Source organism: Leeuwenhoekiella sp. A16 (assembly GCF_047946675.1).
Taxonomy (GTDB): domain Bacteria; phylum Bacteroidota; class Bacteroidia; order Flavobacteriales; family Flavobacteriaceae; genus Leeuwenhoekiella.
The window spans coordinates 2,310,816-2,326,297 of sequence record NZ_CP172313.1; the positions used below are offsets into that span (position 1 = coordinate 2,310,816).

Genomic DNA, 15,482 nt, shown 5'->3' on the forward strand with positions numbered 1-15,482 from the left:
GCCTAATATTCGCCTTTTTTAAGCTAAAAATCGGCTTAGATTTTAGTCGGTTAACAGGCTGCGGGAAATGACTATTTTCTGTATTTCAGACGTTCCTTCGTAGATCTGGGTAATCTTGGCATCTCGCATCATACGTTCTACGTGATATTCTTTTACATAACCGTTACCGCCGTGTATTTGCACCGCTTCTACAGAAATATCCATCGCTGCTTGTGAGGCATACAATTTTGCCATTGCGCTTGAAGTGTCATAATTTGTGCCCTGATCTTTATCCCAAGCTGCTTTCATAACAAGATATCTTGCAGCCTCTAGCTGCGTATGCATATCTGCCAACTTAAAGGCTATCGCCTGGTGATTGCAAATTTCTGTGCCAAATGCTTTACGCACTTTAGAATATTCTCTTGCCAGATCATAAGCACCTCCTGCAATGCCCAGTGCCTGAGCGGCAATACCTATTCTTCCGCCGGAGAGTGTTTTCATGGCAAACTTAAAACCAAAACCATCTTCACCTATTCTATTTTCTTTAGGCACTTTTACGTCGTTAAAAATAAGAGAATGCGTATCGCTTCCGCGGATTCCTAATTTTTGCTCTTTAGGCCCGATTTCGAAGCCTTCCCAGCCCTTTTCTACAATAAAAGCATTAATACCGTGGTGCTTTTTCTCTTTATGTGTCTGGGCAATTACCAGATAATAATCGGCAGAACTGCCATTTGTGATCCAGTTCTTTGTTCCATTTAAAATATAATGATCGCCATTTTCTATAGCCGTTGTTTTTTGTGATGTAGCATCGCTGCCTGCTTCTGGTTCACTAAGGCAAAAAGCGCCCAATTTATCTCCCGTGGCAAGTGGTCTCAGGTATTTTTCTTTTTGGGCATCGTTAGCATAAGCAGTAAGACCATAACAAACCAGTGAGTTATTTACAGAAACAATAACAGAGGCAGAAGCATCAACCTTAGAAAGTTCTTCCATTACAAGTACATAAGAGATCGCATCCATGTCACCACCGCCATATTCTACCGGCACCATCATGCCCATAAAACCCATGTCGCCCATTTTTTTAATAAGCTCTTTAGGGAAATGCTGTTGCTCGTCGCGTTCTATTACTCCGGGAAGCAATTCTGTCTTTGCAAATTCACGTGCAGCATCACGTATCATTAAGTGTTCTTCGCTAAGGCTAAAATCCATAAGAGGTATTTTTTTATTAAATGCTCAAAAAATGGGTGATAAAGATACTTTTTTGATTATTTTTTTTCAATTTAACTTTCCTATTTTTAGAAATCGTAATCAGTAAGAAATTCACTTTATGCAAGCTAGTGATTATTATGTAATTGGAATAATGAGCGGAACCTCTGTAGATGGCATAGATTTCGCCTACGCGAAATTTTATAAAGATTCATCCTGGCATTTTGAACTTCTAATTACTGAAACCGTGGCTTATTCACAGCAATGGCAGCAGGATTTGCGCGATGCAATAAATTATAATGAAGCTGATCTTAAAGCTTTTGATGATCAATACACAAAATTACTTGCAGACGTAACGCATGATTTTATCACAAGAAATAAAATTGTGAATATTGATGCTATTTGTTCGCATGGCCATACTATTTTGCACCAACCTCAAAATGGAAGAACCTATCAAATAGGTAACCAGCGGTTATTAGCGCAGCAAACAGGGTATAGGGTTATTTGCGATTTTAGGGTTCAGGACGTAGAAAAAGGTGGTCAGGGCGCACCCTTAGTCCCCATAGGCGACCGATTTTTGTTCTCTGAGTACGATTTTTGCCTCAATATAGGAGGTTTTGCAAATATCTCTTTTGAGGATAATGATGAGCGCATAGCCTTTGATATTTGTCCCACTAACATTGTGCTCAACCACTATGCTCAAAAAACGGGATTAGAATATGATAAAGATGGTGCAATAGCGGCAGCTCACAAGCCAAATGAGGTTTTGCTGCAAAAACTAAACGCATTGCCTTTTTATACAGCACCGTTTCCTAAATCTTTAGGACTAGAATGGGTGAAAGAAAATATTTTTCCATTAATAGAATCTTCAGGGCTTTCTCCAGAAATTGTGATAGCAACTTTCACAGAACATATGGCGCAACAGATAGCGGCTATTTTTTCGCTTAAAGCGAAATCTAAAGAGGAATTAAAAATAATAGCAACCGGAGGCGGGGCTTTTAACAAGCATCTCATCAGGCGCATAGAGATTTTGTCTCAGCAGAAAATCACCATACCACAAAAGCAAATCGTCGAGTTTAAAGAAGCGCTAATTTTTGGCTTTATGGGTGTTTTACGTCTGCGTAATACGAATAATGTGCTGCGAAGTGTTACCGGTGCAATAGAAGATCATTGCTCTGGTAAGATATTCTTAACCTAAAATAGGTTCAAAAAATAAAAGGAAGAAGAGCGAAGTCATTATATTTGTCACTATACTGAAATTAATAAATGAGAGAATTACTCCAGCGATATGAGAATAAGGAACCTGAGATTGTTTTTCAATGGAATGATCCTGAGACCGAAGCAGAAGGCTGGGTTGTTATAAACTCGTTACGAGGCGGTGCTGCGGGTGGTGGTACACGTATGCGTAAAGGTCTTGATAAAAATGAGGTTTTGTCTCTTGCCAAGACTATGGAGGTAAAATTTACCGTATCTGGTCCCGCAATAGGTGGCGCTAAGAGCGGGATAAATTTTGATCCCTCAGACCCTAGAAAAAAGGGAGTTCTTGAGCGCTGGTATGCTGTAGTGTCGCCGTTGCTTAAGAGTTATTATGGTACGGGCGGTGATCTTAATGTTGATGAGATACATGAAGTAATTCCTATAACGGAAGAAAGCGGAGTCTGGCATCCTCAGGAAGGAGTTTTTAATGGTCATTTTAAACCTACAGAAGCAGATAAGATAAACCGCATTGGTCAATTGCGTCAGGGTGTTATAAAAGTTATCGAGAATCCTAAATATTCACCAGATGTAAGTCGCAAATACACAATTGCAGACATGATCACCGGTTACGGTGTGTCTGAAGCAGTAAGGCATTATTACTCTATTTATGGAGGTGAATTAGCCGGGAAACGGGCTATCATTCAGGGTTTTGGGAATGTAGGTTCTGCGGCAGCTTATTATTTGGCACAAAACGATGTAAAGATCGTTGGGATTATAGATGTAGCAGGTGGGTTTATTAATGAAGATGGTTTTACATTTGAAGAAATAAAAACGCTGTTTTTAAATAAAAAAGGGAATACCTTAGACGGCGAAAATTTAATTTCCTTTAAGGAGATGAATGAACGTATTTGGAATCTGGAAGCTGATATTTTTGCTCCTTGTGCAGCGTCGAGATTAATAACTGAAGATCAGATTAGTAAATTGATAGAATCTGGGCTTGAAGTTATATCATGTGGGGCTAATGTGCCATTTGCAGATAAAGAGATTTTCTTTGGTCCCATTATGGAAAAGACTGATGAAAAAGTGAGCTTGATACCAGATTTCATATCTAATTGTGGGATGGCTCGTGTTTTTGCTTATTTTATGGAGCGTCGTGTGCAGATGACAGATGAGGCTATTTTTAATGATACCTCGATCACAATAAGAAATGCGATTCAAAAAACATTTGATAATAATAGCAGCATGACGAACATAAGCCGTACGGCTTTTGAGATTGCTTTACAACAACTTATATAATTACATAAATAACCAACTAAAGAATTTATTATGTTGAAATACTTTTTGGGCAGCAGCCCGCGCTGGTTCAAGCTTACGATGGTAGGTTGCCTTATATTTAATATATTTTCCTTTTTTGTTTTTGGTCCCATGATCACTGCCTGGATCTTCATTGGTGAATTTATTTTCACTTTGGCAATGGCCTTAAAATGTTATCCGCTTCAATCTGGTGGGCTCTTAGCTCTTGAGGTCTTGATCCTTGGTCTCACGTCACCAGAAGCAGCTTATGAAGAGGTAGATCAAAATCTTGAGGTTATTTTGCTTTTAGTTTTCATGGTAGCGGGTATCTACTTCATGAAGCCTATGCTGATGTATATTTTTAGCAAGGTGTTTACTAAAATAAAATCAAAGGTCACTCTATCGTTGTTGTTTGTTTTCCTCGCAGCTGTATTATCAGCATTTCTGGATGCGCTTACAGTAACCGCTGTATTGATAAGTGTTACTGTAGGTTTTTATGGCGTTTACCATAAGATACACTCTAGTGCGACTGCAGATTATGATGCAGATGACATACTTGACAGAAAAGAATTAAGCGGTGAGACTCTTGAGAAGTTTAGAAGCTTTTTGCGTAGTTTGATTATGCATGGTGTTGTGGGTACTGCTTTAGGTGGTGTTTGTACGCTTGTGGGTGAACCTCAAAATCTGCTAATAGGTGAAAAAATGGGTTGGGAATTTGTTGAGTTCTTTACCAGAATGGCACACGTTACCATACCGGTTTTAATTTGTGGTTTGTTGACGACTTTTTGCTTAGAAAAGTTTAAAATCGCAGGATTTGGAGAAAAACTTCCTGAAGTAGCTCGCAGAATTATTGAGAGATATACAGAAGAACAGGATGCTAAGCGTACGCAAAAAGAGAAGTTAGGTCTTTGGGTTCAGGGTATTTCTGCATTGCTCTTGATAGCAAGTTTAGCGCTGCATTTGGCTCCGGTAGGATTTATAGGGTTATTTTTAATTATCGTTCAAACGGCTTTTATGGGTATTACAGATGAGCACAGTCTGGGTAAAGCCTTTGAAGAAGCGCTTCCATTTACAGCATTAATTGTGGTATTCTTTGTAATCGTTGCAATGATACACGATCAGCACTTATTTACTCCAATAATTGATTATGTACTTACAATGGATCCTTCTGCACAGCCATCTATGTTCTATCTGGCAAATGGTGTGCTTTCTATGATAAGTGATAATGTTTTCGTGGCAACGGTTTATATTAACGAAGTAGAAACAGCCTTTAAAAACGGGGCAATTACTAAAGAGCAATTTAATCACCTTGCTGTAGCTATTAATACAGGGACTAACTTGCCTAGTGTGGCGACACCTAACGGCCAGGCGGCATTTTTGTTCTTACTTACTTCATCTTTAGCACCATTAATTAACCTTTCTTACGGTAGAATGGTAAAAATGGCTTTGCCATATACAATTGTTTTGGGTGGTGTGGGTCTATTGTGTGTTTATCTGTTTATGTAATTCGATCAAATATTTATCTGCCTTAAAATTCTTTTACAATTATTAGAATCTTATAACGTTATCACCATATCTAATACATAATTTATGCTATCACTTTTTATGCAGGACGGTGCTGAGTCCCTACAATCTCTTGCAGAAGATGAACCAGTTGAAAAATCTTTATCCTTAATAGATCTGCTTTTAAGCGGTGGAATTGCAGGACAGATTATCATATTCGTTCTATTTATTTTACTTTTTGTTGCTATCTATATCTATTTTGAAAGGTTGTTTGCTATAAAGGCCGCCTCGCAGATAGATGGCAACTTTATGAATCAGATTAAAGATAATGTTACAACAGGAAATATAGAAGCCGCAAAAATTCTTTGCGCGCAGCAAAATAGCCCGGTGTCTCGTCTCACGGCAAAAGGAATTTCAAGAATTGGTAGTCCGTTAGAAGATATAAATTCTGCTATAGAGAATTCTGGAAAACTTGAGGTGTATCGTTTAGAAAAGAACGTGAGTGTTCTTGCTACTATAGCAGGAGCTGCGCCTATGATTGGTTTCCTGGGTACCGTAATAGGTATGGTACTGGCTTTTCATCAACTTGCAACCAGCAGCGGGCAGGCAGAAATGGGTAGTCTTGCAGAAGGTATTTATACTGCGATGACAACAACAGTTGCCGGGCTAATTGTAGGTATTATTGCATATATGGGTTACAACCATCTTGTAGTACGTACAGATAAGGTTATTCACCAGATGGAAGCTAATGCGGTTGACTTCTTAGATCTGCTAAACGAACCAACATAATGAATCTACGCGGAAGAAATAAAGTAAGTCCGGAGTTTAGTATGAGCTCAATGACAGACATTGTATTTCTGTTGTTGGTTTTCTTTTTGCTAACGTCCCCGGCCATTACTCCAGATGCTCTTGATCTTATCTTACCAAAAGCAAGTGGTAAGACAAGCAATAAGCAGAATCTTTCTGTGAGTATTACTAAAGATTTAGATTTTTATGTAAACAAAGAAAGGGTGACGCCGTCTAATCTGGAAAACTATATCAAAACAGAATTGACGGGTGTAGATGAGCCTACCATTATTTTACGAGCAGAAGAAGGAGTGCCTATAGAAGAGGCGGTAAGTGTGATGGATATAGCAAATAGAAATAAATATAAAATAGTTCTGGCTGTAAGACCAAATAACTAAAAGATCATTTTTGAATGGTTCCTTTAGTTCAGGTAAAAAATAATCTTCATTAAAAACAAACTGTGAGTTTTCTGGATACAAAGCATAAGCGAAAGTCCTTTACTATTACCACGATTATTCACGTGTTGATATTGCTGTTGTTGTTTTTTGTGGGAATGACATATCTTGATCCTCCTATTGAAAGTGGGATCGCTGTGAATTTTGGCACTTCAGATGTAGGCTCGGGAAGTGTACAGCCTAAAGAGGCGGTAAAGTCTGCTCCCCGCAACACTTCTCCAGAGCCGGTGCCGCAAACTGCTGCGCCAGTAAAAGAAAAAGTGGTAACCCAGGAAGTTGAAGAAGCTCCTGTGATTAAGGATGAGGTTAAAAAAGAAACCCCTAAACCGGTAACCGAAAAACCTAAAGAAAAGCCTGTTGAAAAACCGGTAGAAGAACCTAAAAAACCAGATCCTAAGCCAGATAAATCGACTAGCGATGCTTTGTCAAGTATATTAAATGGGCCAAAGAGTGACGGTAAAGCATCTGGAGGAGAAGGTAATGATAAATTGCCTGGCGATAAGGGCGATCCTTCTGGTGATCCTAATGCGTCCAGCTATTATGGCACCGGTAAAGGCCTTGATGGTGATGGTAATTATCAATTAGGTGGGCGTAAAGCTGTAAGCAAACCTAAGCGTGTACAAGAATGTAATGAGGCCGGTATTGTTGTTGTGAGTATAGAAGTAGATCGCAATGGGAATGTTATTAAAGCAACACCCGGAGTGCGAGGTACGACAAATAATACTAAATGTTTGCTTGAGCCCGCCAAAGAAGCTGCTCTGGCTACCCGTTTTAATTCTGATGATAAAGCTCCTTCACGGCAGATAGGTAAAATCGTTTATAAGTTTAGTCTATCAGATTAACAAGAGAATGACCTATACCGAAACTTTAGACTGGATGTTTGAGCGCTTGCCCATGTTTCAGCGACAAGGTGCTGCGGCGTATAAAAAAGATCTTTCTAATATTACATTATTAACCTCAGAATTAGGTCAGCCACAGTTGCTGTTTAAATCTATTCACGTAGGTGGAACAAACGGTAAAGGCAGCACAAGTCACATGCTAGCTTCTATACTTCAGGAAGCCGGTTACAAAGTAGGACTTTATACTTCACCGCATTTAAAAGATTTTAGAGAACGCATTCGTATAAACGGAAAAGTAATTTCCGAAAAGTATGTGGTCGATTTTATAGCTAAAAATGCCGATTTTATATCAAAAAACGCGCTTTCTTTCTTTGAACTCACGGTGGGGATGGCATTTTCAGCTTTCGCTGAAGAGCATGTTGATGTTGCAGTAATAGAAGTAGGTTTAGGCGGAAGACTCGACGCAACTAATATTATTACTCCAGAAGTTTCTGTTATTACAAATATTGGTTTAGATCATACCGCTTTTTTAGGTGATACTTTAAAAGAAATTGCCTTTGAAAAAGCCGGAATAATAAAACCTAAAGTTCCAGTTGTAATAGGTGAGAAACATCCTGAAACAGCGACAGTATTTGTGAAACAGGCAGTTTTAAATGGATGTCAGGTATTTTTCGCCTCAGAGCGCGATTTTAAGCATTTTGAGTCTGATTTAACGGGCGAATACCAAAAACACAACCAAAAGTTTGTTTTGCAAACAATAGAGGTTTTACAGGCTTCTGGGAGATTTTTAATAAGCGATACGCATATTTCTAACGGTCTTCAAAAAGTTGTGCAAAATACAGGGTTGCAGGGCAGGTGGCAGATTTTAAATTTAAAGCCAAAAATTATATGTGATACCGGTCATAATGCAGAAGGTCTTCAGCAAGTGATCAATCAATTGAAAAAACAAGATTTTAAGCGGTTGCATATCGTTCTGGGTGTGGTTGCAGATAAGGATCTTGATTCTGTTTTACCCTTATTCCCAAAAAACGCGATTTATTATTTCTGTAAACCAAATATGCCTAGAGGTCTTGATGTTGATATTCTGGCCGAAAAAGCACTTGCCTTTGGATTAACGGGAAAAAAATCTCAATCTGTATCTTTAGCGTTAGATAGTGCTAAAGAGGTTGCTAATGAGGAAGATGTAATCTTTGTGGGCGGTAGTAATTTTGTGGTTGCAGAAATTATTTAATCTTTTTTGTCAAAACCATTTTGTCAAATTAAAAATTGGTCTATATTTGCATCCGCTAACGAGAAGGGCAATTAGCTCAGTTGGTTCAGAGCACCTCGTTTACACCGAGGGGGTCGGGGGTTCGAATCCCTCATTGCCCACTGAATAGGAATCAAATTCCATCAAAAACCCGCAAACATCACTGTTTGCGGGTTTTTTCATTTTTGATGATATCAAATAATATCATTTAATACCGTATAAATCGGGAGTGATTCGGGAGTAAATCCCGGGAGTGATTTTACTCCCGAATTAGCGTCGAAAAGCCCGCCCTTACTGATTTCGTCATTTTTTTATTTCAAAATTATAAAGTACTTTAGAGTAGAATTTTGAACAAAAAATGAGCCTTTTACTCTCCATATTATTTCATATTCGAAAATCCAAGGGTAAATCTGATGGGTTAGCAGGCATTTATTGTCGCATAACGGCAGATGGCAAAAGGGCTGAAATGAGTATTGGAAGGAAAGTAGCTATCGATAGGTGGGATGCTGCTGCGGAACGCGTTAAAGGAGCCTCAGGTGGTGCTAAGGAGATCAATACCCTTATGCTTAGCATTCAAAATGACCTTCTTGAAAAACAACGGGAATTCAACAGACAAGGCATTTCCTTTACCGCTGCTGATCTGCGAGATGCCTATCTGGGGAAAAGCCATACAGCCAAGATGCTGTTGGAACTTTTCAAAGAGCATAACGATAAGATTTTTAGGTTGATACGTTCGGGGGAATATGCACTGGGAACATTTAAGCGCTACGATACCGTTCACAACCACTTAAAGGAATATATAAAAGCAAATTACCAGGGAACTGATATAGCCCTTAAAGATATTGATTACAAATTCATAGAGGGATTTGCCTTCTTCCTGAAATCTGAGAAGAACTGTGCGACCAATACTACACTGAAATACATCCGTAATTTTAAAAAGATCGTTCGTATTGCACAGGCCCATAATTATATCCAGAAGGATCCTTTTATCAACTGGAAGATGAAACGAAAGGTAGTCAATCGCGAGTTCCTGTCCGAGGCAGAGCTTAAGCGGATGTCAGAAAAGGAATTTGAGATGGATCGTTTAAGCCAGGTACGGGATATTTTTATCTTTTCCTGCTTTACAGGCCTTGCCTATATTGATGTGCAGAAGCTAACCCGAAGCGATATCCTTTTGGGGGCTGACGGTAGCAAATGGATCAAGATTAAACGGACCAAGACGGACACGCCAAGTAGCATCCCTGTGCTGCCTGAAGCCCAATATATCTTAGATAAATACGCAAATTTTCCACAGGTGGACAACGCTAACAAATTACTGCCCGTAGCCAGCAATCAAAAGGTGAATGCGTACCTAAAAGAAATCGCGATACTCTGCAAGATCAATAAGACGCTCACTTTTCATTTAGCCCGCCATACTTTTGCCACTACGGTAACCCTCTCACGTGGTGTTCCTATTGAGACGGTGAGTAAGATGCTAGGGCATACCAATCTTACCACCACCCAACACTACGCCAAGGTGCTTGACTTAAAAATAAGCAGGGATATGCAGGAACTAAAGCAACGCAAGAGCATTCTGGGCAGATAAGTAAGAATCAGCCTAACCAACTTTCATCCTTATAAGATCTTAAAATGAGCTGATGAAAGAAAAAAGAGTAAAACCTCTTACCATTCTACCACAAATTTTCTAACATTCATTAAACAGCAGGATTATTTTTGGTAGTAAACAAGAAGAGCATTCCTACTTAATTACTGTTTTAGTATCCTTTTTCGTTTAATTCCCTTTTTTAATGAAAAAATCTTATTTTTTTCTTTTAAAGCTGTAAATACTAACAAATTTACAACCGGTTCGATTTTTTAGAGAGTTAAGTTGATCGGATTCAAACATTATTATTTTAATTATTAAAACGTTAATAAGGAAACAATATCAGCCAATTCAGAAACATTTACACCTTAACATTCAATGATCTTTGTGATATATAAATTTAAAACTATCACAATGAATACTATTTTCATTACAGGAGCCTCATCCGGCTTAGGGAAAGCCACCGCTAAATTATTTCAAGAAAAAGGATGGACAGTTATTGCCACAATGCGCAATCCTAAAAAAGAAACCGAACTGCAACTGTTTAAAAATGTTCATTTATATGATTTGGATGTTACTAATTCAAAACAGATAAAAGATACCGTTTCAAAAATTCTTACACAATTTGAGATTGATGTGGTTTTTAATAATGCGGGTTATGGTTTAGTTGGAGGATTTGAAGCGTATTCAGAAGAAGATATTCAGCACCAAATCGAAACTAATCTGCTAGGAGTGCTTAAAGTGGCACAGCCTTTTATCACCTATTTTAGAGAGAACAAAAAGAAAGGGATTCTTTTAACCACTACTTCTGCAGCAGGAATTGCAGCAAATCCTTTGGCTTCTGTTTATAGTGCCACAAAATTTGCTTTGGAAGGCTGGAGTGAAGCTGTAAATTATGAGGTTAATCAATTTGGAATTCAATTAAAAACAATCGCACCAGGCGGAATGGCAACAGACTACGCAGGTCGTTCGTTAAATCATATCGAGAAGGATGCATATACGCCACTATGGAATAAAATGATTGCTGGTTTTGAAGATGGAAGTACTGAAGTGCATTTCTCTTCGGCAGAAAATGTGGCAAAAGTCGTATATGAAGCTGCTACAGATAATAGCCAAAAATTACGCTATATAGTTGGGCCAGATGCTGAAAAATTAGCTAGTGACAGACAAAATTTAGGTCAACAAAAACAATTTGAGCAGATCAGTAAATTGTATTATTAATAAACACATTTTTTATTTCTGGATTTGACATCTATATTTTACTAAAATAAGTATGGAAAACAATTGCAGAAAATAAATAAAATGTTCTTTTAATCATCACCTTGTACCTTTATCCTTTTATCAGATATGGAAAAGTCTAAAAAATATAATTATGACTCCATTTATTTTTAATTCCATTTCAACTTTGCATACGGCTTTAGGGGTATCCAAACCTTTACATCCTTTAATAAGCTTGTTAGATTACGGAAATGTAAAGGCCGATGTAGCAGAACTATCCAAAGGAATGGTGCTGAACTTTTACAAAATTTCTTTTAAAAAGAATTTTAAGGGGAAAATAAAATACGGGCAGGGTCACTACGATTTTGATGAAGGGAATCTTTCTTTTCACGCCCCTGGGCAATTGGTCAAAGTTCTGGAGGAGGAAGCAGATTATTCGGGAATTACATTACTTTTCCATCCTGATCTTATACGCGGATATTCCTTAGCAAGTAAAATAAAAGAGTTCGGATTTTTCTCTTACGGACTAACAGAGGCACTCTATCTATCGGATAAAGAAAGAACGATGATGATTGGTATTTTTAATACCATTGAAAATGAGCTGCAGGCTTCGATAGATAATTTTAGTCAGGATATCATGATTTCGCAACTGGAGCAATTGCTTAATTACAGCAATCGTTTTTACAACCGGCAATTCATTACCCGAAAACTTGTGAATAACGATCTTGTAGTAAAAATGGAAACCTATTTAGAGGATTATTTTAATACGGAAAAAACGCTCACTAAAGGAATTCCTTCTGTATATGATCTAGCGGAACACCTAAAGGTATCTTCACGCTACCTTGGCGATATGCTTCGCGCTCATACAGGAAAAAGTACGCAATACTATATTCAGCAAAAATTGATAGAACACGCTAAATACTTACTAACGGCCACCGACCTCTCTGTAGCGGAAATTGCGTATCAGTTAGGCTTTGAACGCCCGCAATCATTCAATAGGATATTCAAACAGAAAACAAATCAAAGTCCGCTACAGTTCAAGAATTCCCTGAACTAATATTAGAAATCACTTTAAACTAAAAACATGAGCTACTGCAATGTCATCAAAACAATGCCCGAACCTAGAAAAAGCCTGCATAAAAACTATCACGACAATCATTATGGATTTCCCATCCACGATGACAATGAATTGTTTGGTCGACTAATTATGGAAATTAACCAAGCAGGATTAAGCTGGGAAACTATTTTAAAGAAAGAAGAAAACTTCCTTAAAGCCTACGATGATTTTGATATTAAAACCATTGCTAATTACTCAGAAACAGATCGGGAACGATTACTTGCTGATGCTGGAATTATACGGAACAAACTAAAAGTAAATGCGGCTATTGTCAACGCCCAGGCTATTCTGAACTTACAAAAAGAATATGGCTCGTTCGAAAAATGGCTGGAACATCATCATCCCAAAAATTTGCAGGAATGGATGAAACTATTCAAACAAACCTTCAAGTTTACCGGAGGGGAAATTGTCAATGAATTTTTAATGAGCATCGGCTATCTACCGGGAGCACACCACGAAACTTGTCCTGTTCATCAACAAATCTTAAAAGAACAACCAATGTGGAATCAATAAACAATAATAAAATGGATATAGAAAAATTTATAGATAATTGGCTTCAGGCAAGTAATGACTTTGATACAGAAAGATATCTTACAATGTATCATGCAGATGCAGTATTGGATGATCCTTCGGTGGGCAATAGATTTATAGGTCAACAAGGAATTAAAAATTATTTTGAAAGCTATTTTATTGGCTACCATACACAAACACGATTGGTAAAGCTTAATATGCAAGATGATAGTGCGCACCTTGAAGTGGAGTTTAACGGGGATTTTCCTGAAGGAAAAATTGGGGGCACATTTGATTTTATTTTTCAGAAAGGAAAAATTTCTTTCGTGAAGGCAGATTTAGTAGAATGATTTTTTTTAAGATATTTTTCTGAAACAGTTGTTTTAAAATAAATACCTTTGTACCAAATTAAGAACAAACGATGGGAAATTTAGATTTCAAAGCACTTAAAAAACGTTCGAAAGCAATTCGGGAATCATATCATAAATTAGAAGAGGAACATCATGAAACTCAGTGGTCGATAGAAGAAGATGCTTTAGCTTTTTTAACCGATGCCGGTTTGATAGGAAGAAACGTAATGTCGCAACAAGAACGTTGGCCAAAAACAAATTCTCAAGAAGAACTAGAGCATAAATTGGGAGAATGTATTTGGTGGCTAAGCATACTGGCTGACCGCAGCGGTATAGATATAGAAGAAGCTACAGAAAAGTTTTTAAGCAAAACGGAAGAATTATTTTAAAAATAAAAATGAACAAAATTTTAACCTTAGTGGTTGTACTTGCTTTATGTGCTTGTAATTCCTCAAAAAAATCAAATTTTGAGGACGAGGACACAACGGATAACTCAGTACGCACTACCATATCAACCAATAAAAGTCTTTATAGAAATGACGAAGCTATTGAGCTTTCCTTGGAGGTTAAGAATACGGGCAATAAACCTTACACCTTTTTACCTTGGGGCACCCCTATAGAAAACAAATTTACAGGAGCTTGTCTTAAAGTTACCCACGATAATAAAAATATTGATTATACGGGAATTATGGTAAAACGTGTTTCGCCTACCGAAAAAGACTACATAACTCTTGAAGCAGGTGAAATAGCCTTTGGGACAGTCAAATTACTTGACGGGTATCGATTCGATGAAAATGGTGTTTATACCATTCAATTTGAAGAAAGGTATAATGGTTTACCTGAATCAAATACAATAAAAATAGAAATAAAGTAATAGTGGTCCGATTACAATAACCAGAGTAAATGAATTCTAAATAGAATATAATGGCTAGAAATGTAGAATTTGACGAAGAATTAGCGGTTTCCAGAGCAATGGATGTGTTTTGGAAAAAAGGTTATAATAGTACCAAAATGCGTGATTTGACGGAAGCTATGGGTATTAATAGTAGTAGCCTTTATAATACTATTGGAGATAAACATCAACTTTTTTTACGTTGTATTAAGCATTACACGGAATCCAGGATGGAGGCTGCTACTAAACAAATGCGGCTCATCAAATCTCCGTTAAAAGCAATTGAAAAATTCATTCAGTCCTCCGTATATACAATTACAAACGAGCCTAACAGTTGTCTGGCTATCAAAACGACATTTGAAGTCGCCTCAAGCGATGAAAAAGTCCAAAAAATTATAAAAAGTGACAATGAGTTTACCTATAACCTTTTAATTGACCTGGTAAAAAAAGCAGTAGAGAAAAAGGAAATTACCGTAACTCAAGATGCTGAAATGCTAACCGATTATATCATTAACAATTTTACAGGTTGGCACGAATCTTTTATAATTCATCAAGACAAAAAACGTATTAAAAAAATGGCCGATTTTTTATTGGCACAGATCAGCCAATAATTTTATTTGCTATTATTCTAAAACAAACATTTTATAATTATGAGCACTTTACATCTAAAAGATACATACAGAGACTATTATACAGCGAGTGAACAACCGGAAATAGTAGATATTCTGGATGCTACGTATATTTCGATTCTTGGATCAGGAAGACCGGGAACTGCTGTTTTCTACGAAAAGAAAAAAGCTTTACTAGATTTCGTAGAAGATTTACAACAGCAGTATAGGGGATCAGACAAGGCATTTATTAGCAATATTGTCGAAATTTTCTATTGGTTTGACGAAGCGGAAACAGGATTTGTAGATATAGGGAATTTTTACACGACTGTAGATCTGGACTTGCTCCATTATCGTATTGCTATCCGTATTCCGGAATACATTTCAAATAATGACATTCAGGAAACAGTTCAACGTTCCAAGGCAAATCCATTTGCAGATGATTTTGAACTGTTCAAGTACACAGCAGGAGAAAGTGTTCAACTCTTACATTTAGGGCCTTTTGCCGGAGAATTGGAAACACTCCCTCTTTTACAAGATTTCGCTACAGAAATGGGACTTAAAAAATCGGGAATGCATCATGAGATTCATTTGGTGAATTTTGAACCTGGCCAGAGCCAGGATCATCTCAAAACCATTTTACGTGATCCCGTTGTAACGAATAAACAATAATTTTTTTAATTGAATTTGAAACAAATGTT

17 protein-coding genes and 1 tRNA gene are annotated in these 15,482 nt (G+C 37.4%); 17 read left to right on the forward strand and 1 reads right to left on the reverse strand.

All coding sequences use genetic code 11. The features are described from left to right. Positions 1 to 42: 42 nt before the first annotated feature. Positions 43 to 1,185 (reverse strand): acyl-CoA dehydrogenase family protein, encoded by a 1,143-nt coding sequence (locus ACH3O9_RS09985; protein WP_416439961.1) that lies wholly within the window; start codon positions 1,183 to 1,185, stop codon positions 43 to 45. Between the two features lie 118 nt (positions 1,186 to 1,303). Here ACH3O9_RS09985 and ACH3O9_RS09990 point away from each other — a divergent pair, with 118 nt between their 5' ends. The 17 genes from ACH3O9_RS09990 to ACH3O9_RS10070 all read left to right on the forward strand — a co-directional run bounded on the left by ACH3O9_RS09990 (position 1,304) and on the right by ACH3O9_RS10070 (position 15,453). Beyond that, positions 1,304 to 2,380, forward strand: coding sequence for an anhydro-N-acetylmuramic acid kinase (locus tag ACH3O9_RS09990; protein WP_416439963.1), 1,077 nt, complete (start codon positions 1,304 to 1,306; stop codon positions 2,378 to 2,380). A 68-nt stretch (positions 2,381 to 2,448) separates the two neighbouring features. Further along, positions 2,449 to 3,675: a Glu/Leu/Phe/Val dehydrogenase dimerization domain-containing protein gene (locus ACH3O9_RS09995; protein WP_416439965.1), complete on the forward strand. Its 1,227-nt coding sequence runs from the start codon at positions 2,449 to 2,451 to the stop codon at positions 3,673 to 3,675. A 30-nt stretch (positions 3,676 to 3,705) separates the two neighbouring features. Beyond that, complete coding sequence (gene nhaB / locus ACH3O9_RS10000; RefSeq protein WP_416439967.1) at positions 3,706 to 5,178, forward strand: sodium/proton antiporter NhaB; 1,473 nt, start codon at positions 3,706 to 3,708, stop codon at positions 5,176 to 5,178. 84 nt (positions 5,179 to 5,262) lie between these two features. Then, positions 5,263 to 5,964: a MotA/TolQ/ExbB proton channel family protein gene (locus ACH3O9_RS10005; RefSeq protein ID WP_416439969.1), complete on the forward strand. Its 702-nt coding sequence runs from the start codon at positions 5,263 to 5,265 to the stop codon at positions 5,962 to 5,964. Further along, positions 5,964 to 6,359, forward strand: coding sequence for an ExbD/TolR family protein (locus ACH3O9_RS10010; RefSeq protein ID WP_416439971.1), 396 nt, complete (start codon positions 5,964 to 5,966; stop codon positions 6,357 to 6,359). Before ACH3O9_RS10005 ends, ACH3O9_RS10010 begins: the two co-directional genes overlap by 1 nt. A 62-nt stretch (positions 6,360 to 6,421) precedes the next feature. After that, entirely contained in the window at positions 6,422 to 7,258 is an 837-nt protein-coding gene (locus ACH3O9_RS10015) for an energy transducer TonB (protein ID WP_416439973.1), read from the forward strand. Between the two features lie 7 nt (positions 7,259 to 7,265). Further along, a complete protein-coding gene (locus ACH3O9_RS10020) occupies positions 7,266 to 8,486 on the forward strand; it encodes a bifunctional folylpolyglutamate synthase/dihydrofolate synthase (RefSeq protein WP_416439975.1) in 1,221 nt (406 codons plus the stop codon). 65 nt (positions 8,487 to 8,551) lie between these two features. Next, a tRNA-Val gene (locus ACH3O9_RS10025) sits at positions 8,552 to 8,626 on the forward strand. A 236-nt stretch (positions 8,627 to 8,862) separates the two neighbouring features. Next, positions 8,863 to 10,089: a site-specific integrase gene (locus tag ACH3O9_RS10030; RefSeq protein ID WP_416439977.1), complete on the forward strand. Its 1,227-nt coding sequence runs from the start codon at positions 8,863 to 8,865 to the stop codon at positions 10,087 to 10,089. 411 nt (positions 10,090 to 10,500) lie between these two features. Beyond that, on the forward strand, positions 10,501 to 11,307 hold the full coding sequence (locus ACH3O9_RS10035) for an SDR family oxidoreductase (protein WP_416439979.1): 807 nt from the start codon (positions 10,501 to 10,503) through the stop codon (positions 11,305 to 11,307). Between the two features lie 151 nt (positions 11,308 to 11,458). After that, positions 11,459 to 12,361 (forward strand): helix-turn-helix domain-containing protein, encoded by a 903-nt coding sequence (locus tag ACH3O9_RS10040; protein ID WP_416439981.1) that lies wholly within the window; start codon positions 11,459 to 11,461, stop codon positions 12,359 to 12,361. A 27-nt stretch (positions 12,362 to 12,388) separates the two neighbouring features. Next, on the forward strand, positions 12,389 to 12,934 hold the full coding sequence (locus tag ACH3O9_RS10045; protein WP_416439983.1) for a DNA-3-methyladenine glycosylase I: 546 nt from the start codon (positions 12,389 to 12,391) through the stop codon (positions 12,932 to 12,934). Positions 12,935 to 12,945: 11 nt separating this feature from the next. Further along, positions 12,946 to 13,281 carry a nuclear transport factor 2 family protein gene (locus ACH3O9_RS10050; protein WP_416439985.1) on the forward strand — a complete coding sequence of 112 codons (336 nt, stop codon included), beginning with the start codon at positions 12,946 to 12,948 and terminating at the stop codon, positions 13,279 to 13,281. A gap of 71 nt (positions 13,282 to 13,352) precedes the next feature. Beyond that, entirely contained in the window at positions 13,353 to 13,670 is a 318-nt protein-coding gene (locus tag ACH3O9_RS10055) for a MazG-like protein (protein WP_416439987.1), read from the forward strand. Positions 13,671 to 13,678: 8 nt separating this feature from the next. Further along, entirely contained in the window at positions 13,679 to 14,155 is a 477-nt protein-coding gene (locus ACH3O9_RS10060; RefSeq protein ID WP_416439989.1) for a hypothetical protein, read from the forward strand. A 50-nt stretch (positions 14,156 to 14,205) separates the two neighbouring features. After that, positions 14,206 to 14,784 (forward strand): TetR/AcrR family transcriptional regulator, encoded by a 579-nt coding sequence (locus ACH3O9_RS10065; RefSeq protein WP_416439991.1) that lies wholly within the window; start codon positions 14,206 to 14,208, stop codon positions 14,782 to 14,784. A 39-nt stretch (positions 14,785 to 14,823) separates the two neighbouring features. Continuing rightward, positions 14,824 to 15,453 (forward strand): hypothetical protein, encoded by a 630-nt coding sequence (locus ACH3O9_RS10070; protein ID WP_416439993.1) that lies wholly within the window; start codon positions 14,824 to 14,826, stop codon positions 15,451 to 15,453. The last annotated feature ends 29 nt before the right edge of the window (positions 15,454 to 15,482 follow it).

Bases quoted from the DNA above. Each gene is read 5' to 3' on its own strand.
- ACH3O9_RS10005 (WP_416439969.1), top strand. From the start codon at position 5,263: ATGCTATCACTTTTTATGCAGGACGGTGCTGAGTCCCTACAATCTCTT.
- ACH3O9_RS10045 (WP_416439983.1), top strand. From the start codon at position 12,389: ATGAGCTACTGCAATGTCATCAAAACAATGCCCGAACCTAGAAAAAGC.
- ACH3O9_RS10020 (WP_416439975.1), top strand. From the start codon at position 7,266: ATGACCTATACCGAAACTTTAGACTGGATGTTTGAGCGCTTGCCCATG.
- ACH3O9_RS09990 (WP_416439963.1), top strand. From the start codon at position 1,304: ATGCAAGCTAGTGATTATTATGTAATTGGAATAATGAGCGGAACCTCT.
- ACH3O9_RS09995 (WP_416439965.1), top strand. From the start codon at position 2,449: ATGAGAGAATTACTCCAGCGATATGAGAATAAGGAACCTGAGATTGTT.
- ACH3O9_RS10070 (WP_416439993.1), top strand. From the start codon at position 14,824: ATGAGCACTTTACATCTAAAAGATACATACAGAGACTATTATACAGCG.
- ACH3O9_RS10010 (WP_416439971.1), top strand. From the start codon at position 5,964: ATGAATCTACGCGGAAGAAATAAAGTAAGTCCGGAGTTTAGTATGAGC.
- ACH3O9_RS10035 (WP_416439979.1), top strand. From the start codon at position 10,501: ATGAATACTATTTTCATTACAGGAGCCTCATCCGGCTTAGGGAAAGCC.
- ACH3O9_RS10065 (WP_416439991.1), top strand. From the start codon at position 14,206: ATGGCTAGAAATGTAGAATTTGACGAAGAATTAGCGGTTTCCAGAGCA.
- ACH3O9_RS10060 (WP_416439989.1), top strand. From the start codon at position 13,679: ATGAACAAAATTTTAACCTTAGTGGTTGTACTTGCTTTATGTGCTTGT.
- ACH3O9_RS10055 (WP_416439987.1), top strand. From the start codon at position 13,353: ATGGGAAATTTAGATTTCAAAGCACTTAAAAAACGTTCGAAAGCAATT.
- ACH3O9_RS10030 (WP_416439977.1), top strand. From the start codon at position 8,863: ATGAGCCTTTTACTCTCCATATTATTTCATATTCGAAAATCCAAGGGT.
- ACH3O9_RS10050 (WP_416439985.1), top strand. From the start codon at position 12,946: ATGGATATAGAAAAATTTATAGATAATTGGCTTCAGGCAAGTAATGAC.
- nhaB (WP_416439967.1), top strand. From the start codon at position 3,706: ATGTTGAAATACTTTTTGGGCAGCAGCCCGCGCTGGTTCAAGCTTACG.
- ACH3O9_RS09985 (WP_416439961.1), bottom strand. From the start codon at position 1,185: ATGGATTTTAGCCTTAGCGAAGAACACTTAATGATACGTGATGCTGCA.
- ACH3O9_RS10040 (WP_416439981.1), top strand. From the start codon at position 11,459: ATGACTCCATTTATTTTTAATTCCATTTCAACTTTGCATACGGCTTTA.